This is a genomic window from Hydrogenophaga sp. (genome assembly GCF_030651625.1).
In the GTDB taxonomy this organism is placed as follows: Bacteria; Pseudomonadota; Gammaproteobacteria; order Burkholderiales; family Burkholderiaceae_C; genus Hydrogenophaga.
The window spans coordinates 103,051-122,532 of the sequence record NZ_JAUSCF010000023.1; the positions used below are offsets into that span (position 1 = coordinate 103,051).

21 protein-coding genes are annotated in these 19,482 nt (G+C 65.5%); 15 read left to right on the plus strand and 6 right to left on the minus strand.

The genetic code is table 11. From position 1 onward, the window contains the following. Positions 1-143: 143 nt before the first annotated feature. From Q7V46_RS10550 to Q7V46_RS10590, 9 genes are all read left to right on the plus strand, one after another. Positions 144-371, plus strand: a complete 228-nt coding sequence (locus Q7V46_RS10550) for a hypothetical protein (RefSeq protein WP_304913498.1) — start codon at positions 144-146, stop codon at positions 369-371. Continuing rightward, positions 368-994 (plus strand): type I-MYXAN CRISPR-associated protein Cas6/Cmx6, encoded by a 627-nt coding sequence (gene cas6 / locus Q7V46_RS10555; RefSeq protein ID WP_304913499.1) that lies wholly within the window; start codon positions 368-370, stop codon positions 992-994. The genes Q7V46_RS10550 and cas6 overlap by 4 nt, the downstream gene beginning before the upstream one ends. A 38-nt stretch (positions 995-1,032) precedes the next feature. Continuing rightward, positions 1,033-1,362: a TusE/DsrC/DsvC family sulfur relay protein gene (locus tag Q7V46_RS10560; protein WP_304913500.1), complete on the plus strand. Its 330-nt coding sequence runs from the start codon at positions 1,033-1,035 to the stop codon at positions 1,360-1,362. Between the two features lie 9 nt (positions 1,363-1,371). Continuing rightward, positions 1,372-1,980: a hypothetical protein gene (locus tag Q7V46_RS10565; protein ID WP_304913501.1), complete on the plus strand. Its 609-nt coding sequence runs from the start codon at positions 1,372-1,374 to the stop codon at positions 1,978-1,980. A 165-nt stretch (positions 1,981-2,145) separates the two neighbouring features. Beyond that, positions 2,146-3,093 (plus strand): TauD/TfdA family dioxygenase, encoded by a 948-nt coding sequence (locus Q7V46_RS10570; RefSeq protein ID WP_304913502.1) that lies wholly within the window; start codon positions 2,146-2,148, stop codon positions 3,091-3,093. A gap of 61 nt (positions 3,094-3,154) precedes the next feature. Further along, a complete protein-coding gene (locus Q7V46_RS10575) occupies positions 3,155-4,654 on the plus strand; it encodes a 2Fe-2S iron-sulfur cluster-binding protein (protein ID WP_304913503.1) in 1,500 nt (499 codons plus the stop codon). Then, positions 4,651-5,028 (plus strand): S24 family peptidase, encoded by a 378-nt coding sequence (locus tag Q7V46_RS10580; protein ID WP_304913504.1) that lies wholly within the window; start codon positions 4,651-4,653, stop codon positions 5,026-5,028. The genes Q7V46_RS10575 and Q7V46_RS10580 overlap by 4 nt, the downstream gene beginning before the upstream one ends. A gap of 29 nt (positions 5,029-5,057) precedes the next feature. Then, on the plus strand, positions 5,058-5,276 hold the full coding sequence (locus tag Q7V46_RS10585; RefSeq protein WP_304913505.1) for a hypothetical protein: 219 nt from the start codon (positions 5,058-5,060) through the stop codon (positions 5,274-5,276). Between the two features lie 14 nt (positions 5,277-5,290). Beyond that, the gene (locus tag Q7V46_RS10590; protein ID WP_304913506.1) at positions 5,291-5,734 is read left to right on the plus strand and encodes a hypothetical protein; all 444 of its coding nucleotides are present in this window, start codon (positions 5,291-5,293) and stop codon (positions 5,732-5,734) included. Positions 5,735-6,020: 286 nt separating this feature from the next. On the opposite strand, the gene Q7V46_RS10595 is transcribed toward Q7V46_RS10590, so the two are convergent. From Q7V46_RS10595 to Q7V46_RS10605, 3 genes are all read right to left on the minus strand, one after another. Beyond that, positions 6,021-7,124: a YeeE/YedE family protein gene (locus Q7V46_RS10595; protein WP_304913507.1), complete on the minus strand. Its 1,104-nt coding sequence runs from the start codon at positions 7,122-7,124 to the stop codon at positions 6,021-6,023. Positions 7,125-7,224: 100 nt separating this feature from the next. Further along, entirely contained in the window at positions 7,225-7,695 is a 471-nt protein-coding gene (locus Q7V46_RS10600) for a DsrE/DsrF/DrsH-like family protein (protein ID WP_304913508.1), read from the minus strand. 38 nt (positions 7,696-7,733) lie between these two features. Next, positions 7,734-7,961 (minus strand): sulfurtransferase TusA family protein, encoded by a 228-nt coding sequence (locus tag Q7V46_RS10605; RefSeq protein ID WP_304913579.1) that lies wholly within the window; start codon positions 7,959-7,961, stop codon positions 7,734-7,736. 201 nt (positions 7,962-8,162) lie between these two features. On the opposite strand from Q7V46_RS10605, the gene Q7V46_RS10610 reads away from it, so the two are divergent. After that, positions 8,163-9,461 carry an OmpP1/FadL family transporter gene (locus Q7V46_RS10610; RefSeq protein WP_304913509.1) on the plus strand — a complete coding sequence of 433 codons (1,299 nt, stop codon included), beginning with the start codon at positions 8,163-8,165 and terminating at the stop codon, positions 9,459-9,461. Positions 9,462-10,036: 575 nt separating this feature from the next. Here Q7V46_RS10610 and Q7V46_RS10615 read toward each other — a convergent pair. Further along, positions 10,037-10,960, minus strand: a complete 924-nt coding sequence (locus tag Q7V46_RS10615) for a LysR family transcriptional regulator (protein WP_304913510.1) — start codon at positions 10,958-10,960, stop codon at positions 10,037-10,039. A gap of 192 nt (positions 10,961-11,152) precedes the next feature. On the opposite strand from Q7V46_RS10615, the gene Q7V46_RS10620 reads away from it, so the two are divergent. Beyond that, on the plus strand, positions 11,153-11,437 hold the full coding sequence (locus tag Q7V46_RS10620; protein ID WP_304913511.1) for a DUF2007 domain-containing protein: 285 nt from the start codon (positions 11,153-11,155) through the stop codon (positions 11,435-11,437). 19 nt (positions 11,438-11,456) lie between these two features. Continuing rightward, positions 11,457-13,115 carry a GMC family oxidoreductase gene (locus tag Q7V46_RS10625; protein WP_304913512.1) on the plus strand — a complete coding sequence of 553 codons (1,659 nt, stop codon included), beginning with the start codon at positions 11,457-11,459 and terminating at the stop codon, positions 13,113-13,115. A 200-nt stretch (positions 13,116-13,315) separates the two neighbouring features. Here the strand turns inward: Q7V46_RS10625 and Q7V46_RS10630 are convergent, their stop codons facing one another. Together Q7V46_RS10630 and Q7V46_RS10635 are read right to left on the minus strand one after the other, a co-directional pair. Then, positions 13,316-13,774 (minus strand): hypothetical protein, encoded by a 459-nt coding sequence (locus Q7V46_RS10630; RefSeq protein WP_304913584.1) that lies wholly within the window; start codon positions 13,772-13,774, stop codon positions 13,316-13,318. A 91-nt stretch (positions 13,775-13,865) separates the two neighbouring features. After that, entirely contained in the window at positions 13,866-15,167 is a 1,302-nt protein-coding gene (locus tag Q7V46_RS10635) for an ammonium transporter (RefSeq protein ID WP_304913513.1), read from the minus strand. 580 nt (positions 15,168-15,747) lie between these two features. Between Q7V46_RS10635 and Q7V46_RS10640 the strand changes: the two genes are divergently transcribed. The 3 genes from Q7V46_RS10640 to Q7V46_RS10650 all read left to right on the plus strand — a co-directional run bounded on the left by Q7V46_RS10640 (position 15,748) and on the right by Q7V46_RS10650 (position 19,475). Next, positions 15,748-16,836 carry a hydrogenase small subunit gene (locus Q7V46_RS10640; protein ID WP_304913580.1) on the plus strand — a complete coding sequence of 363 codons (1,089 nt, stop codon included), beginning with the start codon at positions 15,748-15,750 and terminating at the stop codon, positions 16,834-16,836. Positions 16,837-16,860: 24 nt separating this feature from the next. After that, positions 16,861-18,720 carry a nickel-dependent hydrogenase large subunit gene (locus Q7V46_RS10645; RefSeq protein ID WP_304913514.1) on the plus strand — a complete coding sequence of 620 codons (1,860 nt, stop codon included), beginning with the start codon at positions 16,861-16,863 and terminating at the stop codon, positions 18,718-18,720. 152 nt (positions 18,721-18,872) lie between these two features. Next, positions 18,873-19,475, plus strand: coding sequence for a HupE/UreJ family protein (locus Q7V46_RS10650; protein ID WP_304913515.1), 603 nt, complete (start codon positions 18,873-18,875; stop codon positions 19,473-19,475). The last annotated feature ends 7 nt before the right edge of the window (positions 19,476-19,482 follow it).

Genomic DNA, 19,482 nt, shown 5'->3' on the forward strand with positions numbered 1-19,482 from the left:
ATAGACTGCCGGCCCCGGAATTGCGCCAATAGCAAATGAACCTGGAGACGGCAGTTGGACAGTCCCACTCCGGCCTGTCCAACTGCCGTCTCCAGGTTGACCGAAGCCCGCCAGCCGGCGCCGACCCCTGGAGTGACGGAGACATGAGCCAGATCACCCCGCTAGACCGATTCCGGGTCCCCCTCGGTGGGCAGGAGATCGAGTTGCAGCAGCACGACCACGACGCTGGTGGCATGAGCCTGCTTCGCACGCGCATCCGCGAAGGGCGCCGCTTCACGATCTTCGACATCGACCCCCATACCGCCGAGCACTGGGGCCAGGCGTTGCTGCGTTGGGCGCGGGAACAACCCGGACGGACGGGTACCTCATGAGCGCCAGCCTTGACGAACAGCTGCTCGCCACCGTGATCGACATCGTCTTTCCGCTGGGTGGTCATAGCCTGCCGCGCGATGCGGCGCCGGCCTTGCGGGCGGCGCTTCAGCGGGAAATGCCCTGGCTCGACCACGAGCCGCTGGCCGGCATACACCCCCTCAAGCTGGTACCCGGCACCGAAGCCGAGGCCTTGCTGTCGCAACGCACGCGACTGCTGCTGAGGCTGCCACGGGAGCGCTTCGCTGCCGCGACCGGGCTCGCCGGCCGCACCTTGCAACTGGGTGACCAGGCGGTGACCCTGGGCCAGCCGCATGCGCGTGAACTGCTGCCGCACCGCACCCTGTATGCCTATGCGGTGGCCGCCGAGGTGGACGACGAGATCGCCTTCATGCAGACGATGGACGCCGATCTGCAGACGCTGGCCGTGCGCTCGCAGCTGATCTGCGGCAAGCGCCAGCAACACGCCTGGCCCGCCGGCGCGCTGACCACCTTCAGCCTGATGCTGCATGGGCTCTCCGCATCCGATTCGCTGCGCCTGCAGGAGCTCGGTCTCGGCCGGCACCGCCTGCTGGGCTGCGGCATCTTCGTGCCGCACAAGTCGGCCGCGGCGGTCGGCGAATAGGGCGCTTCCCTCAACAACCCTCACACGGAGACACCAGCATGGGCTATCAGATCAATGGCGTTGAAATCGAAACCGATGCCGAAGGCTACCTGCTCGAACCCGACTACAGCGAGGAGGCGGTGCAGGTGATCGCGGCGGCCGACGGCATCGTCCTGACGGCCGAACACTGGGAAGTCATCGGCTACATGCGGGACCAGTACCGCGAGCACGGCCACACACCCAACTTCCGCAACATGCTCAAGGGCTACAGCGAGATCCGCCAGGGCGTGGACAGCAAGTACCTGTACGACCTGTTCCCGCTTGGGCCGGCCAAGCAGGCGGCGAAGGTGGCCGGCTTGCCGCAGCCGCTCGGCAAGGGCGGATATTGAGACGTTCGCATGGCCCTGCGCATCAAGAACCAGTGGTTTGACAACGGGCGACCGAAGTCCGCGAAGGAGACCGCGAGCGTCGTCGCCTTCATCGTCTGGCGCGTGACGCAGAACATGGTCAGGCAGATGCGTGAAGCCCGCTTCGACATCGACGTCGGCCCGCAGTATTTCGCCTTCATGCGCGAGATCCTGGGCTTTCTTCTGCAGGTGGTGGACCGCATGGCGTTCGAACGCATGGGCATGGAACAGCGCGGCGAGTTCACGGCTGCGCTGGTGCGCCGCGTGGCCGAGATCCTGGAAGAGAGCGAACTCGAATGGCTCGGGCCGCCGCCCGCCGGCGCGGACAGCTGGCGCAACCAGTTCATCGATTTCTGCAACGAAATGGGCCAAGCCTATGCCGACTTCGGGCACGGCCCCGACGGGCCGGACTTCGGTTTCGTGCGCTACCTGGGCAGCCGCATCGAGGGCGTCATGCCGGCCAAGGACCGGCACTGGGTCAAAGACCAGCTGATGGCCATCGAGGTGCCGGAGGCGCTGGAGATGGTGCGCCGGGGTATGCACGGCGCCCTGTCCACCGAGCCGCGACCCAAACGCCGCGCCGCGATCAGCGGAGACTAGAAATGGTGCCCCCCTGCGTCGGCTCCGTTGCCTTCCCCCCAGAGGGGGACCACGCTGGTGGCCTGGCAAAGCCGGTTCCACGGCGTGTGCTGTGGCAGCCACGCACTCCGATGGGACTCTCGCTTGCGTCGGCTTCGCGACGCCTGTGTATCCGGAGGCGATAACATGAATCTGCTTGCGAAAAACAGCCCGTTTGACCTTGACCAGCCGCAGGCGTATGCGCAGTGGCGGGCGGCCAAGCTGGCCACCCAGCCCAGGTGCGTGGAAGACCTGATTGTCGACGTGGCCGATCCGCGGTACCTGAGCGCAGGCGAGCGCGCTGCCCTGCTGCACAGCTGCGCGCGTGCCAACATGGTGATTTACCGCAGCCCGGTCGTCGAAGAGGACAAGGCGCTGCCCCGCTTGCTCGGGGCGCAGCTGGGCCTGCACCGGCTCGACGCCAACTGGCTGGCCGACGAAGACGGCATTTCGCCGATCGCGGTGTCATCCCGGGCGGCGGGCGCCCGAGCCGACTTCATTCCCTACACCGACAAGCCCATCCGCTGGCACACCGACGGCTACTACCATCCACTCTCGCGTCGCATCGAAGGCATGGTCCTGCACTGCGTGCGAGAGGCGGGTGTGGGCGGGATGAGCGGGCTGGTGGACCACGACCGGGTCTACATCGCGCTGCGCGATGCCAACCCGGCATGGGTACGCGCGCTGATGGCACCCGACGCCATGACCATTCCCGAGCGGACTGACGCGCACGGCGTGGCCCGCTCCGCGCAGAGCGGACCGGTGTTCACTGTGTTACCAGCGTTGGGCGCCCTGCACATGCGCTACACCGCGCGCACCCGCAGCATCAACTGGAAGGACGACACCGACACGAAGGCGGCGGTCGCTTTTGTGGAGCAACTGCTGTCCAGCCAAGCACCCTGGATCTTTCGCCTGCGGCTGCAGCCTGGCATGGGCATCGTCGCCAACAACGTGCCGCACGAGCGCAGCGACTTCACCGATGACCCGCAGCGCCCGCGCCTGCTGTACCGGGCCCGTTTTCTCGACCGTGTCGGAGCGCCGCCAGTGCCCAATCGCCATGCGTCCCAGGCGGCCCAGCCGGAGCTGTTGGCATGAGCGCAGCGCCGGGCCGCTCCCAAGCCAGCTCGCACCGCAGCCCGCAGGGCGAGGCATGCCGATGAGCCACTGGCTGACCATCTGGCGTGCGGCCCAGCTCGTGGGCGTGCCGCGGGGTGTGCTGCAGCAGCAGGTGCGTTCGGGCACCCTGACGCTGACCGAGGGTCTGGTGTCCACCGACGAGTTGCTGCGGCTCTATCCCGGCGTGCAGCTGGAAGAATCCGGTCTGCTGGAGCGGGTGGCCCACATCCGCGACGAGGCCTTCGGCAAGCGGCTGCGCGAGCGGCTGCTGCCCAGCCAGGAGGTGCTGGCGCAGCGGCTCTTCCACCAGACGCAGGAGCTGGCCGATGTGCGGCGCTGGTTGCAGCGGTACCACGCGCTGGTCATTGCGCTGCAGGCGCGCATCCATGCCCTGCAAGACAACGGCGCCACGCCGCTGGCGTTGTCTGAACTGCAGGATTTTGTCGACCAGGGTCTGGCCCAGGCGCTCGCGACCGAACAGGCCGACCTGCTCACGGTGATGGACGACATGCTCAAGGTCATGACAGCCCAGGTGACGGTGCGCCCCAGCGGACACCAGTTCTGTGTAGAGGGTCACGACACGCTGTTGCAGGCCGGCCTGCGCGCCGGGCTCAAACTCAACTACGGCTGCGGCAACGGTACCTGCGGCATGTGCAAGGTGCGCGTGATCTCAGGCCAGGTGGCACGCACCCAGCCCTGCGACTACCCGCTGTCCGAGGCGGAGCGTGCGCAGGGTTATACCCTGGCGTGTGCGCACACCGCAGCCAGCAGCGAGCTGACGCTGGAACTCCTGGAGGCCAGCGGCCCGCAGGACATCCCGCAGCAGCAGATCGTCGCCACGGTGCGGGCCGTCACGCAACTGGCGCCGGGCACGCGCCTGCTGCACCTGCAGACGCCGCGCAGCCACCGCCTGCGTTTCCTGGCGGGCCAGTCGGTCACGCTGGGCCTGAACCGACCTGACGGCAGCGACGTGCACGCCCTGTACCCCATCGCCAGCTGCCCGTGCGACGACCGCAACCTGCATTTTTTCATCGAGCGCCATGCACGGGACCCGTTTTCGCGCCAGCTGTTTTCAGACGGTATCCACACCGGCGACAGCGTCACGGTGTGGGGGCCGGTGGGGGATTTCGTGCTGGCCGAGAGCGCCCGAGCGCTGGTCTTCGCCGCCTGCGACACCGGTTTTGCGCCAGTCAAGAGCCTGGTCGAACATGCCCTGGCCCTCGACAACGCGCCCTCGCTCTCGCTCTTCTGGCTTGCCACGCGGCCGGACGGGCACTTTCTGGCCAACCAGTGCCGGGCCTGGTCGGAGGCACTGGACCCGTTCGAATACGAGCTGCTGGCCGAGCCCGACGTGACCTTCGGTGCGCTGCAACTGGCGCGCACCATGCGCTCCGACCTGTTCGAGATCGACTGCGACTTCTACCTCGCCGGACCAGAGGCCTTCGTGGAGGCGCTCGACACCGAACTGCGCGCTGCGGGCGTGCCGGCGACGCAGATCCACACCCTGATGCTGGCCGAGCCAGTGGGGGAGACCGCGTGAGTGCAGCGCAGGAAGACCTGCCCGTCGATGCCCGGTCGAGCGCTACCGGGGCATTGGCCGCCGTGGGGGCATGTTCAGGCAGCGAAGCTTTTGCCCTGCGCGTGCTTGGCACCAGCATGGAGCCCGAGTTCCTGGAGGGCGAGATCATCCTCATCGAGCCCGGGGGGCTGGTGCGCGACGGCAGTTTCGTGCTGGCCCAGCATGGCGGCGAGTGGATCTTCCGCCAGCTCTGCCGGCAGGCCAGCGGCTGGACCCTGCACGCGCTCAACCCGGCCTTCGCCGACCGGCCGTTGCCCGATCTCTCGGCCGTGCGGGGTGTGATCATCCAGAAGGCGCTGCCTGGACGGCGCAATGCCAGCAAACGCTACGTATGAGCCCATCCCTGTCCCTTTGAGGAACCCCCGTGCCGTACTACATCTACCGCATCAGGCCCTTTGGCCAGCTCGACAAACTGGAAGAGCACGGCGCCTTTGCCGCCGCCTCCGGCCAGGCCAAGACGGTGCGTGCCGCACTGCCGCCAGACACGCCCGACAAGGTGAAGGTGATCTTCGCCGAGAACGAATGGCAGGCCGAAGAACTGCTGTGCCAGGTGCGCGAACCGGGTCCACCGGGCGAAGAATAAAGAAGGTCCGGCACATGGTCGACGAGGCCGCCTACCGTCGCACCCAGGCCGAGGTCAACCACCTGCCCTGTGTGTTCAGGTCGGCAATGCTGTCGCGCCAGGCCGTTTGCGAGCTGGCGGTCCGGCACTCGGTGGCCGAGCGCGAGGTGCTGGCCTGCAGCCAGGCCCCGGCTCACCTGAACTGTGAAACGCTGGAGCGCCTGTTCCTGGAGCGGGCCACCTTTCCGCTGAAGCTGCGCCCGGGCGCACCACTCACCCACGGCACCGTCATGCGCCTCCACTGTGGTGGCCTCAGAGGTCTGCAGCAGGTGCTGAACGCCCCACAGCCCGATGTGCACCGCCTGGTGGTGCAGGCCCAGCGGGAACACGGCAGCCTGGTGCAACTGCCCTGGGAACACATCGTCGCGCAGATCCTGGCCACACAGCCGCGGCGGCGCGCCTCGACGCCAGACGCGTGAAACGACGGGGCGTGGGGGCATAGAGTCCGTGCCGGTCCACCCCAAGCCGAATCAGCCCCCTCGGGGGGGCAGCGACCCGCGCAGCGGTGGAGCGTTGGGGTCAAAAAGACCGCAGCGCCGGGCCGCCCCAAGCAAGGTCAGCCCCCTCGGGGGGCAGCGACCCGCGTCAGCGGTGGAGCGTGGGGGTCAAAAAGACCGCAGCGCCGGGCCGCCCCAAGCAAGGTCAGCCCCCTCGGGGGGGCAGCGACCCGCGTCAGCGGTGGAGCGTGGGGGCTTGATAAACGGATCAGCGCTGCTGCCACTTCATCGTGGCCACGGCACCGCCCACGATGCCCGTCAGCGCCAGGAAGGAGCCGATCGCCAGCGTGGAAACGCCCGACAGGCCCTGACCGATCGTGCAGCCCATCGCCGTGACCCCGCCAAAGCCCATCAGCACCGCGCCGATGAGCTGGGTGCGCAGATCCTCCATCGAGGCAAAGCCTTCCCAGCGAAACTGCCGCGTGCTGATGGCATAGACGAAAGAGCCGAGCACCACGCCGATGGCCGATGCAATGCCGAAGGTCATGCGCAGCGACTTGTCGGTCCACAGCATCAGCATTTCCAGGTTGAAGGCGACCGGCGCAACGAAGCTCAAGGATTCCAGCGTTCGCGTGTTGGTGGCGAAGTAGACCGTTTCAAGCGTCTCGGGATCTTCACCGTACCCGAGATGACCGGTGAGGTACCAAGCGGCCACGACCAGCAGGCCCAGCACCAGCGCGCCGAACACGTGCGATGGGTTGCTGCGGAAGCGCTTGTCCTTGAACACGAAGGCCAGCAGGGCCAGCCCCACCACGCTCATGGTGATCAGCAGTGCCGTCTTGTCCGGCAGACCGGTCAGCCTGGACAGCACCTGCGGCAGGCCCTGGTCACTGAATCCCCACTTCGACAGGTCCACAGAGACCGGGTCGAGGAAGCTGGCGCGCCACTGGCCAAACAGACCCTTGAGCGTCATGTAGGCCGAGATCGCCAGAACGGTCAGCACCACCACCGATCGCAGGCTGCCCCCGCCCACCCGCACCAGGTTCTTGTTGGCGCAGCCGGCGGCGATCGTCATACCCACGCCGAACAGGGCGCCGCCCAGCAGCAACGACAGCCAGGGCAGCACCGGTCGCTGGTAGACCGATTTGGACAGATCGATCAGACCGAAGTAATAGAGCAGGTTGGCTCCGATCACCGCCACGGCAATGGTCAGCAGCCACATGCGCATGCGGCCCCAGTGCTCCATGTTGACCACGTCCGAAATCGCGCCCATGGTGCAGAAATTGGTCTTGTTGGCCACAGCGCCAAAGATGAAGGCCAGGACAAAACCGCCCCAGACGACCAGCATCGACGGGTTCATTCCTTCGTTCATGTGCAGGGCTCCATTTCAGGCAAAGACCAACCGCTGCAGCAGCACGCGGCAGCATGGGACGACCACCTCGCCGTGTTTGCTGCCTTGCCGGAACAGGGTGTCAGATGAACAGGCAGACGTCCGACTCGCCGGCGAATTTCATGAAGGTCGCGGCGCCGCCGTATTCGACTTCCTTGATGAATTCGCTGGTCTCGAACTCGAACAGGTCCACCGTCATCTGGCAGGCGACGAACTTGACATCGAGCTCCAGGCACACGTCGCGCAGTTCTTGCAGCGAGGCCACGCCCTTGGACTTCATCTTCTTCTTCATCATCATCGTGGCCATCGCTTCCATGCCGGGCAGCATCTGCACCATCACAGGCATCGGCACAGGCATCGGCATGGCGGGGTTCGCCAGCGGGCTGATCTGGACGCCATCCAGGCTCTTGCGCAGCAGTTGCAGGCCATAGAAGGTGAAGAAGACCTGCACATCCCAGCCCAGTGAGGCCGCGGTGGACGCCAGAATGAACGGCGGGTAGGCCATATCCAGCGTGCCCTTGGTGGCGATCAACGCCATTTTTTTTGTTGCCACGTTGCGTGTCTCCTGCGGGTGAATGGGCGCGAAGGGGTTCAGGCCTTCTTGAGGTAGAACACGAACTTGCTGTTCTCGTTGCCCTGTTCGAGCAGTGCGTTGCCCGTCTGCTCGGCAAACGCGGCCATGTCGCACACCGAGCCGGGGTCGGTCGCCACGACGCGCAGGATCTGTCCGCTGGTCATGTCCGCCAGCGCTTTCTTGGTCTTGACGATCGGCATCGGGCAGGCCAGGCCCGAGGCGTCAAATTCCTTGTTGAATTCCATCTGTGTCTCCTGAAGTGTTCTGGGCAGGCGTCCATCGCCGCGTGGAAACCGATTCTTCAAGAGGTCGCCCGAACCGTCTATCACCGCGACGGGTGATGACGCGTAGTCCATCTGGGTAATGCGGTTTCCACCCATGTTCACGCCATACCCGCGTGCGTAATCTTGGGCCGCCATCAACTTCCTCCACCTTGGGGCCCTCGCATGTCAAACGCTCAACGACGTCATTTCAACCACAAGCGCACCGCCATCACCGCGGCCCTGATCTGTCTGGTGTCTGTGCCTGCGGCAGCCACCAATGGCATGAACCTCGAAGCCTACGGTGCCAAAGCGGGTGGCATGGGAGGGGCTTCGTTCGGTTACGACAATGGCAACTCCGCGCTGATGAACAACCCGGCCACGCTGGGCTTGCGAGCCGAGGGAATCAACCTCGGGTTGGGGTGGACCCTGTTGTCCCCCAATGTCAACACCAGCATGAACCATCCGATGGCCGGCCCCATGAGCGCCAAATCCGGGGGAGACGCCTATCACATGCCGTCCTTGTCTTTCATTCGGAAGACGGGTCAGCTGACCTACGGATTCGGCATGCTGGCCCAGGGCGGCATGGGGACGGAGTACGGATCAAACTCGTTCCTGTCCAACGGCACGGGTTTGCCCATGCGGTCCGAGGTGGGCTTCGGCCGCCTGATGGTGCCGTTGGCCTATAGCGTCAACGAAGCATTGACGGTGGCTGGTCAAGTCGACTACGTCTGGGCCAGTATGGACGTGCAGATGCTGATGCCAGACGGATCTGGACACGTCAGCTTCAGCAACAGCAGCGACTTCACCGGCCAGACGAAAGGCAATGGCTGGGCATACAAGCTCGGCGCGCACTACAAGGTGTCCGATACGCTGTCAATCGGGGGCACTTACCACAGCAAGACCGACATCAGCGATCTGGAAGGGAGCGGCACCTTCACCATGTTCCCCAACGCGATGTTCCCCCAGGGTGGGCAGATACCCACACAATTCAAAGTGGTGGACTTCCAATGGCCAGAAACATTCGGCGCAGGTGTGGCCTGGCAAGCCACGCCCAGATTCATGCTGGCGGCCGACATCAAGCGCCTGCAGTGGTCCAGCAGCATGAAAACCTTCCGCCTGGCCATGGACATGGGCATGGGCTTCCAGGAAGGTTCCATCCCGCAGAACTGGAAAAATCAGACCGTCTTCATGTTGGGTGGCCAGTACATGCTCACACCGAACGTGGCTTTGCGTGCAGGCATCAACCACGGCAAAAACCCTGTGCCCGATAGCGCGTTGAACCCCCTCTTTCCTGCCACGGTCGAAACCCACTACACGTTGGGCATGGGCTGGAGCAGCGGTGGCGGGCACTCGGTGGCAGGCTCCGTGGCCATTGCGCCCAAGGTGACGCGCACCAACCCCAACATGTTTGGCCCAGGCATGGCAGGCACGGTGTCGCACAGCCAGACAACCCTGAGAATCAACTACAACTACAGTTTCTGAACCTGTTCTCAGCAGCACACATGATCCCGGACCGACCAAGGTCCAGGCCTTGTTTCGGGGGCACGAAACCCGGAGGCATCCCTCATTCCAGCACGAACAAAAAGGCTGGTTCCTGGGTTGTGTCCAGTAAGCTGCTTGAAGTAGGAAGCCCGCGCCAGGTCGGCAGTGCCTGTCGGACCATTCAGTCAACTGGTGCTCGGCCGGCCTCGGCCCCATGGCCGCAGACAACGACAGCATTGCCCCAAGAACGGTCATCGGGCCAGCGACACTGGAGGTGCCTGGATGACAGCCCCGTGTACAGGACCGGGCTAGTGTGCTGTCCCACAAATAACTTGCATATGAAGCCGCGCCTTCACACCCATGGCTGCGTTGCAAATCCTCGCGATAGCACAGGCTATCGCTGCGGTTTGCGCCTTGCCCTGGGCGCGAATTCATCGGCTTCATTTCATGCAACTATTTGCGGGACAGCACACCAGGTGCGCGACCACCAAGGACCGTAGTCGCTGCAGGACGGTCCGCCAGCAGTGCAATGCGAACGGCTTCAACGGGTCGAAGCACGGACACCTGGTCTTCCCTCACCCCCAAACCGCATCCAGCGCACCCCAAGCCGCTTCAATTACCGGCTCTCCCCCCCGCTCCGCCAGGCAAACAAAACTCAGCTCACAAATCAGCGACACCTGATCGGCAATCACCAGCCCGCGCGCCTGTGCCTCGCGCATGGCAATGGCGTCGCGCACCAGGCTCAGGCCCACGCCGCTTTTCACCAGATCCAGCATGGAGGTTTCCTGGTCCACCAGCGCAACACGGTGCGGCTCTACCCCGGTGAGCGAACCCGGGCCGAACACGCTGCGCTGCAGCCGATGGTGCGCGCTGGCTGCGGGCGTGGCCAGCCAGGGCAGGGCGGCCAGGGCTTTCCAGTCTTTGCCCGCCACCTGTGGTCCCCAGCCAGCGGGGGCCAGCACGCGGTAGGTGAAGCGGGTGAGCGGGCGCAGGCGGTAGCGGGGCTCGGGCGGGTCGTCGGGCAGGTTCAGGAAAAAGCCCACATCCAGATCGCCACGTTCCACCAGCACCAGCACATCGCCGCTCATGCCCTGGCGCAGCTCGGTGCCCACCTGCGGGTTCTGCGCCACCAGCTGTTTCAGGAACGCCCCCAGCCGCGTGAACTCCGGGTCCAGGATGGTGCCGATGCGCAGTGTGCCGCGCACCGTGTGGTGCAGGCCGGCAGCGGCCTGGCCGAAGTCGGCCAGCGCCGCCAGCGCCCTTTCTGCCATGGGCAGGAGGGCGCCGCCGTCGGGTGTGAGCACCATGCCTTGCGGCGTGCGGGTGAAAAGCTGCAAGCCCGTGGTCTGCGCCAGCGATTTGAGCTGCAGGCTCACCGCCGGCTGGCTCAGATGCAGGCGCAGCGCGGCGCGCGACACGCTGCCTTCGCGCGCCACGGCGGCAAAAGCGCGAAGGGTTTGCGGGTCCACGGGAGGCAGGGACGAGGGTTTGGGTGTCATGGTTGTCTGACGAACAGGCTGAGACTGTTATTTGCCGTGCTTATACCCCTGTTCAGCCGATTTCATTGGATTTCTGCTGGCTAACGCGGCAGACTGCGCCCCATGCCCCGCCCACACACCATCAGCCCAGCAAATACGCAGCCCCGCCGCCGGGCCACGCGAGCGCGGCGCTGAATCACCCGGTACGCACCCATGCACGGCGACAGCCCCTACGACCCCGAAGACGGCGACTGGCAGACGCTGGCCACCTTCTTCAGTCCCACCGAGGCCTATCTGCTGCGTGGCTGCCTGCAGGCCGGTGGTGTGCCCGCCGTGGTGGCCGATGCGCACCTGGTGCAGACCCACAGCCTGCTCGCTGGCGCCATACAGGTGCGTGTGCTGGTGCCCGAGCGCCGCGTGGCGGATGCCGAAGCCGTGATGGCGGCCTACCAGCGCGGCGATTTCAGCCTGCCCGACGACGAACTCCCACCCGCTTGATTCCAGAAAAAAGCAGCCCATGAGCGACACCACCTTCGACCACATTGTCATCGGCGCCGGCACGGCCGGCTGCCTGCTCGCCAATCGGCTCAGCGCAGACCCTGCCCGGCGCGTGCTGCTGATTGAAGCCGGTCGAAAGGACGACTACCACTGGATCCACATTCCGGTGGGCTACCTCTACTGCATTGGCAACCCGCGCACCGACTGGCTCTACCAGACCGAGGCCGACGCTGGCCTCAACGGCCGCAAGCTGCGCTACCCGCGCGGCAAGACGCTGGGCGGTTGTTCCAGCATCAACGGCATGATCTACATGCGCGGCCAGGCGCGCGACTACGACCAGTGGGCCAGCCTCACCGGTGACGACGACTGGGGCTGGGAAAGCTGCCTGAAAGACTTCAAGGCCCACGAAGACCACTACCGCCTGGACGCTCAGGCTGACCCGGCCTTCGCCGCGCTGCATGGTAACCGCCACCAGGGTGGCGGCGGCGAATGGCGGGTGGAGAAACAGCGCCTGCGCTGGGACGTGCTCGACGCCTTCGCCCAGGCCGCGCAGGAAGCCGGCATACCGGCCACGGCCGACTTCAACACCGGCAACAACGAAGGCGTGGGCTACTTCGAGGTGAACCAGAAGGCCGGTTGGCGCTGGAACGCGTCAAAGGCATTTTTGCGACCGGTTCAACACCGGCCCAACCTCACGGTGTGGACCGAAACGCATGTGCAAAAACTCACCCTGGCGCGCGACCCCGGTGGGGTGCTGCGCTGCACCGGCGCCGAAGTGCTGCGTGGCGGCCAGACCGTGCAGGTGAACGCGAGCCGCGAGGTGGTGCTCAGTGCCGGCGCCATCGGTTCGCCGCAAATACTGCAGCTCTCCGGCATTGGGCCGGCGCCGCTGCTCAACCAGATCGGTGTGCCGGTGCAGCACCCCCTGCCGGGCGTGGGCGAGAACCTGCAGGACCACTTGCAGATCCGCTCGGTCTACAAAGTCACTGGCGCCAAAACGCTCAACGCCCTGGCCAGTTCCCTCTGGGGCAAGGCCAGCATCGGTCTGGAATATGTGCTCAAACGCAGCGGCCCAATGAGCATGGCACCCAGCCAGCTCGGCGCCTTCACTCGCAGCGATCCCGCACAGCCGTGGCCGAATCTCGAATACCACGTGCAGCCGCTCAGCCTGGAAGCCTTCGGCGAACCGCTGCACGCCTTCCCGGCGTTCACCGCCAGCGTGTGCAACCTCAACCCCAGCAGCCGGGGGCATGTGCGCATCAAGACCGCGCGCGCGGCCGACGCGCCCGCCATTGCGCCTTGTTACCTCAGCACCGACGAAGACCGCCGCGTCGCCGCCGACAGCTTGCGCGTGACCCGACGCATCGTGTCGCAGCCCGCGCTGGCGAAGTACAAGCCGGAAGAATTCAAGCCCGGCGTGCAGTTCCAGACCGACGAAGAGCTCGCCCGTCTGGCCGGCGACATCGCCAGCACCATCTTCCACCCGGTGGGCACCACCCGCATGGGCCGTGCCGATGACGGCATGGCCGTGGTCGACAGCCACCTGCGCGTGCGCGGCGTGGCGGGTCTGCGCGTGGTGGACGCGGGCGTGATGCCCACCATCACCAGCGGCAACACCAACAGCCCCACGCTCATGATTGCGGAAAAAGCGGCGCGGTGGATGCTGGCCGGGGACTAGGGCCTGTTGACACTATTTTTCCATCTTGAAAAAATAGTGCTAGCAGGCCCTAACCCCCCGCGTCGCCTTTGGCGCCACCCCCTGAAAGGGGGCGACACCTGAGGCCCGGCAGCGCCGGTTCCCTGGTGTTTCTGGATGGGGGACACCTCCGCTGGCTGCGCCATTCAATGCCACCATTGACGGCTTTTCGGCGCTCAGGATCAGCGAATTCCGCCCACATAGCGCCCGCCGGGCTCGTCATCTTCCGGTTTGCGCGCAGAGCCAAACACGGATGAAAGCGTGGACTCCAGGAAGCCGCTGGCGGGCACCGAGTCTGCGAACCCGCTGCGGCGTGCGGGCACAGGTGCGGCGGTCTGTGCAGGTGCTGGTGAAGTCGATGCCGCCGTCTGAGCACTGTGCAGTCGCTCGGCGGCCGCCTGCAGCAGAGGTTTGCGGGCCACGGCGCCCATGGACGGAATCAGTGCTTCGAGCTTGTCGGCCAGTGGCAGCAGCTCGGTGTGCCCATCGCTGGCCGCCTGGGCGCGCGCATACGCAACCATGGCGGTTGCGTACTCGGCGTTGTTCACCATCCACTCGGTGTCGGTCACCCGCCCGGTCTTGCGACGCAACACCACATGCAAGTGCGCCGCGATCGCGAACAGGTCATTCGTGGTGCTCATGGCGCCTCCGTATGGCAGAAGCCTTCGCGCACCGAATCGCTGTTTGCCCCCTTCGCTCGGGTAGCGCAAGCGTCGCAGGCGCGAGAGGGGGTCAATTCAGGCTTTCGTTGTGCAGCGCCAGGTCCAGGCCCGTGCGTTCTTCCACCTCGCGCACCCTCAACCGGGTCACGCGCGACGTGATCCACAGCACCAGCGCCGTCATCACCAGGCTGTAGGCCAGCACGGCGGCACAGGCAATCACCTGGGCCAGCAGGCTGGCTTCCACACCAGCAATCGCAGGGTCGGCCAGCAGACCGGTGAGCAGTGCACCCACCAGACCGCCCACGCCGTGCACGCCAAACACATCGAGCGAATCGTCGGCGCGCAGCTTGCGCTTGAGCACGGTCGCGCCCCAGTAGCAGGCCGCACCCGCCACCAGGCCAATGACCACTGCGCCGCGCAGCGTGACAAAACCGGCCGCTGGTGTGATCGCCACCAGCCCGGACACCACGCCCGAACACAAGCCCAGCAAAGAGGCGCGTTTGCGTGCCAGCCATTCGGCAGCCATCCACGACAGGGCGCCCGCAGCTGCGGCGATGTGCGTCACCGCGATGGCCAACCCGGCACGGCCGTCGGCGGCGAGCGCGGAGCCTCCGTTGAAGCCGAACCAGCCCACCCACAGCAACCCGGTGCCGGCCATGGTCATGCCCAGGTTGTAGGGAACAAAAGGTTCACGGCCGTAACCCTCGCGCGGCCCCAGTGCGTAGGCGCACACCAGCGCCGCGGCGCCTGCGTTGATATGCACCACCGCGCCGCCGGCAAAGTCCAGCGCGCCCAGCTGGGCCAGCCAGCCACCCGGCTCCCACACCCAGTGCGCCACCGGTGCGTACACCAGCACCAGCCACAGGCTGGCAAACAGCAGCAACGCACCAAAGTGCATGCGCTCCACCAGCGCGCCCACCACCAGCGCACAGGTGATGATGGCAAAGGTGAGCTGGAACATGGCAAACACCGATTCGGGCAGGTGCGGGGCAATGTGGCTCACCGCCACCTGACCCGTGCTGCCCAGGTATTCCAGCCCGGAAAATCCCATGCGCTCCACACCACCGACCCACCCGCCCAGGCCGCCATAGCCAGGGGTGAAGGCCAGTGAATAGGCCAGCCCGAACCACAGCAGACTCACCACCGCCGCGATGCCGACCACGCTGGCCATGGTGTTGATGACATTGAAACGACGCACCATGCCGCCATAAAACAGGGCAATCCCTGGCAAGGTCATGAGCAGCACCAATGCGGTGCTGACCATGATCCAGGCGGTGTCTGCGCCCTGCAGCGCCTGGCTGGCGACCAGACCCGGTGCACTCAGAGGTGTGGCCTCCGGGGTGGCCGTCTGGGCCCACAGGTTGGAAGACATCAGGAAGGCGGACGCGCTCGCCGCGCCCGCAGGAAACCAGCGGTTTTGGTGCATTTTGTTACCTCAGCCAACGACAGAGCGAACAGTGCATTTCCTGTGCCAAGGGTTGTCCCGGGTGCGGGAAAGCCCCGATGCACAGCGCTGGTGCGAACGGATACAGTCCATGCACTCGCAAACAGCGCACTGCGCTGGTGACCGCGGGGGACCGAGGAGACAACCCAGTCCAACAAGAACAACCTGTTTCAGCGTCCCCAGAGATGCCAGAGATCAGCAGCCAACCCCCCGGGGTTGGCTTTTTTTTCGTCCGTGCGCGGCGCGACTGACGCCTTCACAGATGGAAATTCTTTTATCGGTCTGTTTCATGAAATGGAACAATAGTTTCCACTCCCTGTGGTGAACGGATTTTGAGCCGACGAATGTCATCGTAAAAACATGATTGAAATCAATGCCTTGAATGCATTGATCGGTGTTTTCCCTCGGTTGGTCTGTCGTGGCCTGGCGATTGCAGACGGTCACATACCTGCCTGTATGGGCGAGGCCCGGTTCTGCCCCAGATCAGCCAACGGAGACAACCCCCATGATGGAAACCTTTTACGAGGTGATGCGCCGAAAGGGCATTTCGCGCCGCAGCTTTCTGAAGTACTGCTCGCTCACCGCCACTTCACTGGGGCTGGCGCCCTCGTTCGTGCCCCAGATCGCGCACGCCATGGAAACCAAGCCGCGCACGCCGGTGCTCTGGCTGCACGGGCTGGAATGCACCTGCTGCACCGAATCGTTCATCCGCTCGGCGCACCCGCTGGCCAAGGACGTGGTGCTGTCCATGATCTCGCTGGACTACGACGACACCCTGATGGCCGCCGCCGGCCACCAGGCCGAGGCGATCCTGGAGGAGATCATGACCAAGTACAAAGGCCAGTACATCCTGGCCGTGGAGGGCAACCCGCCGCTGAACGAGGGCGGCATGTTCTGCATCCAGTCGGGCAAGCCCTTCATCGAGAAGCTCAAGCACGTGGCGAAAGACGCCAAGGCCATCATCGCCTGGGGATCGTGTGCGTCGTGGGGCTGTGTGCAGGCCGCCAAGCCCAACCCGACGCAGGCCACGCCGATCCACAAGGTCATCACCGACAAACCCATCATCAAGGTGCCAGGCTGCCCGCCCATCCCCGAGGTGATGACGGGCGTGATCACCTACATGCTGACGTTTGACCGCATCCCCGAACTGGACCGCCAGGGTCGGCCCAAGATGTTCTACAGCCAGCGTATTCACGACAAGTGCTATCGCCGGCCCCACTTCGACGCCGGCCAGTTCGTCGAGGCCTGGGACGACGAGTCCGCGCGCCGCGGCTACTGCCTCTACAAGGTCGGCTGCAAGGGCCCGACCACCTACAACGCCTGCTCCACCGTGCAATGGAACGAGGGCACCAGCTGGCCCATCAAGGCTGGCCACGGCTGCATCGGCTGCTCGGAAGACGGCTTCTGGGACAAGGGTTCTTTCTACGACCGCCTGACCACCATCCACGCCTTCGGCATCGAAGCCAACGCTGACCAGATCGGTGGCACGACGGCCGGTGTGGTGGGCGCTGCGGTGGCCGCGCACGCCGCCGTCTCGGTGGCCAAGCGCTCGCGCGACAAGGCCGCCGAGAAGAAAGCGGCTTCCGCCAACAGCTGATCCAGACCACACAGGAAGAACACCATGGGTGCATACGAAACACAGGGCTTCAACCTCGACAACACCGGCCGGCGCATCGTCGTCGACCCGGTCACGCGCATCGAAGGCCACATGCGCTGCGAGGTCAACCTTGACAGCAACAACGTCATCCGCAATGCGGTGTCCACGGGCACCATGTGGCGCGGTCTGGAGGTGATTCTGAAAGGCCGCGATCCGCGTGACGCCTGGGCGTTTGTGGAGCGCATCTGCGGCGTCTGCACCGGCTGCCACGCGCTTACCTCGGTGCGCGCGGTGGAAGATGCGCTGGGCATCCGCATCCCGCTGAACGCCCACCTGATCCGCGAGATGATGGCCAAGACGCTGCAGGTGCACGACCACGCGGTGCATTTCTACCACCTGCACGCGCTGGACTGGGTCGACGTGATCTCCAGCCTGCAGGCCGACCCGAAAAAGACCAGCGATCTGCAACACCTGGTCTCGCCCTCGCACCCGATGTCCTCGCCCGGCTACTTCCGCGACGTGCAGAACCGCCTGAAGAAGTTCGTCGAGAGTGGCCAGCTCGGCCCGTTTGCCAACGGCTACTGGGGCTCCAAGGCCTATGTGCTGCCGCCCGAGGCCAACCTGATGGCCGTGACGCACTATCTGGAGGCGCTGGACCTGCAGAAGGAGTGGGTGAAGGTGCACACCGTCTTCGGTGGCAAGAACCCACACCCCAACTACCTGGTGGGCGGTGTGCCCTGCGCCATCAACATCGATGGCAACGGTGCCGCAGGGGCCCCGATCAACATGGAGCGCCTGAACTTTGTGCAGGCCCGTATCCAGGAGATGATCGATTTCAACAACAACGTCTACATCCCGGACGTGCTGGCCATCGGCACGATTTACAAGAACGCCGGCTGGCTGTACGGCGGCGGCCTGAGCGCCACCAACGTGGCCGACTACGGCACGTATGAGAAGGTGCCGTACGACTTCAGCACCCACCAGCTGCCGGGTGGCGTGATTCTCGATGGCAACTGGGACAAGATCCACGAGATTGACCCGCGCGACCCCGAGCAGGTGCAGGAATTCGTGAGCCACAGCTGGTACAAATACGCCGACGAAACCAAGGGCCTGCACCCCTGGGAAGGCGTGACGGAAGCAAACTACGCCCCCGAAGGCCCGAACTTCAAGGGTACGCGCACCCGGATCGAACAGATCGACGAGTCGGCCAAGTACTCGTGGATCAAGAGCCCGCGCTGGCGGGGTCACGCGGTCGAGGTCGGCCCGCTCTCGCGCTACATCCTGGGCTACGCCCACGCGGTGCAGGGCAACAAATGGTGCCAGCGCGTGAAGGAACAGGTGGACGAATCGGCGGTGGCCATCAACAGTGCCATTCCCAAGGCACTGGGCCTGCCCGAGACGAACTACACGCTCAAGCAACTGCTGCCCACCACCATCGGCCGCACCCTGGCGCGCGCGCTGGAGAGCCAGTACAGCGCCGAGATGATGATGGACGACTTCCGCCAGATGGTGCAGAACATCAAGGACGGCGACAGCAGCACCGCCAATGTCGAGAAGTGGGATCCGGCCACCTGGCCGAAAGAAGCCAAGGGCGTGGGCACGGTCGCTGCGCCGCGCGGCATGCTGGGCCACTGGATCAAGATCAAGGACGGCAAGATCGAGAACTACCAGTGCGTGGTGCCCACCACCTGGAACGGATCGCCACGCGACACCAAGGGCCAGATCGGCGCCTTCGAGGCCTCGCTGATGAACACGCCCATGGTCAATCCCGAGCAGCCGCTGGAGATCCTGCGCACGCTGCACAGCTTCGACCCCTGCCTGGCCTGCTCGACTCACGTGATGAGCGAAGACGGGCAGGAGATGGCACGGGTCACGGTGAGGTGACCCCCCTGCGCCGCTTCGCGTCTTCCCCCCGGAGGGGGGACGCACCCAGTGGCCCGGCAAAGCCGGTTCCACGGGTGCCCTGGACAAGCCCCGTCGCGCTCGCAATGTCTCTGGACCATTGAACTGTTCTGAACCTACACGAGGAGAAACACATGCAATCGAAAAACATCCGTCGCGTCACAGCGGCCGTGCTGCTGGCCGGTCTCGCCAGCGCGGCCCAGGCCCATCCGGGCCACGGCGCCACCAGCCTCATGGAAGGCCTGGTGCACCCCTTCGGCCTGGACCACCTGCTGGCCATGGTGGCCGTGGGTGTGTGGTCGGTCTCGGCCCTGCCGAAAGGCAAGTCCTGGCAGGGCCCGGCCACCTTCCTGCTGGCGCTGGTCATCAGCGCCGCGCTGGGCGCAGCGGGCGTGAGCCTGCCGTTCCTGGAGCAGGGCGTGGCGTTGTCGGTGGTGCTGTTCGGCGCCATGCTGGTGCTGGCCCGCCAGCCGATGCCGGCCGCCGTCGGCCTGGGGCTGGTGGCCGCAGCGGCTTCGCTGCACGGTCTGGCGCACGGCGCTGAAACACCGGCCACGGGCTTCGCGGGCTATGCCGCGGGCTTTCTGCTGACCACCGCTGCGCTGCACATCGGCGGCGTGTTCGCCGGCCTCGGCATCCGCCGCGCGCTGGCCGAACGCAGCGGCTGGGCGCTGGGTGGCCTGGGCGCGCTGCTGGGCGCATCGGGCCTGGTGCTCTTCGGTCAGCTGTCGGCCTGACGGCCAC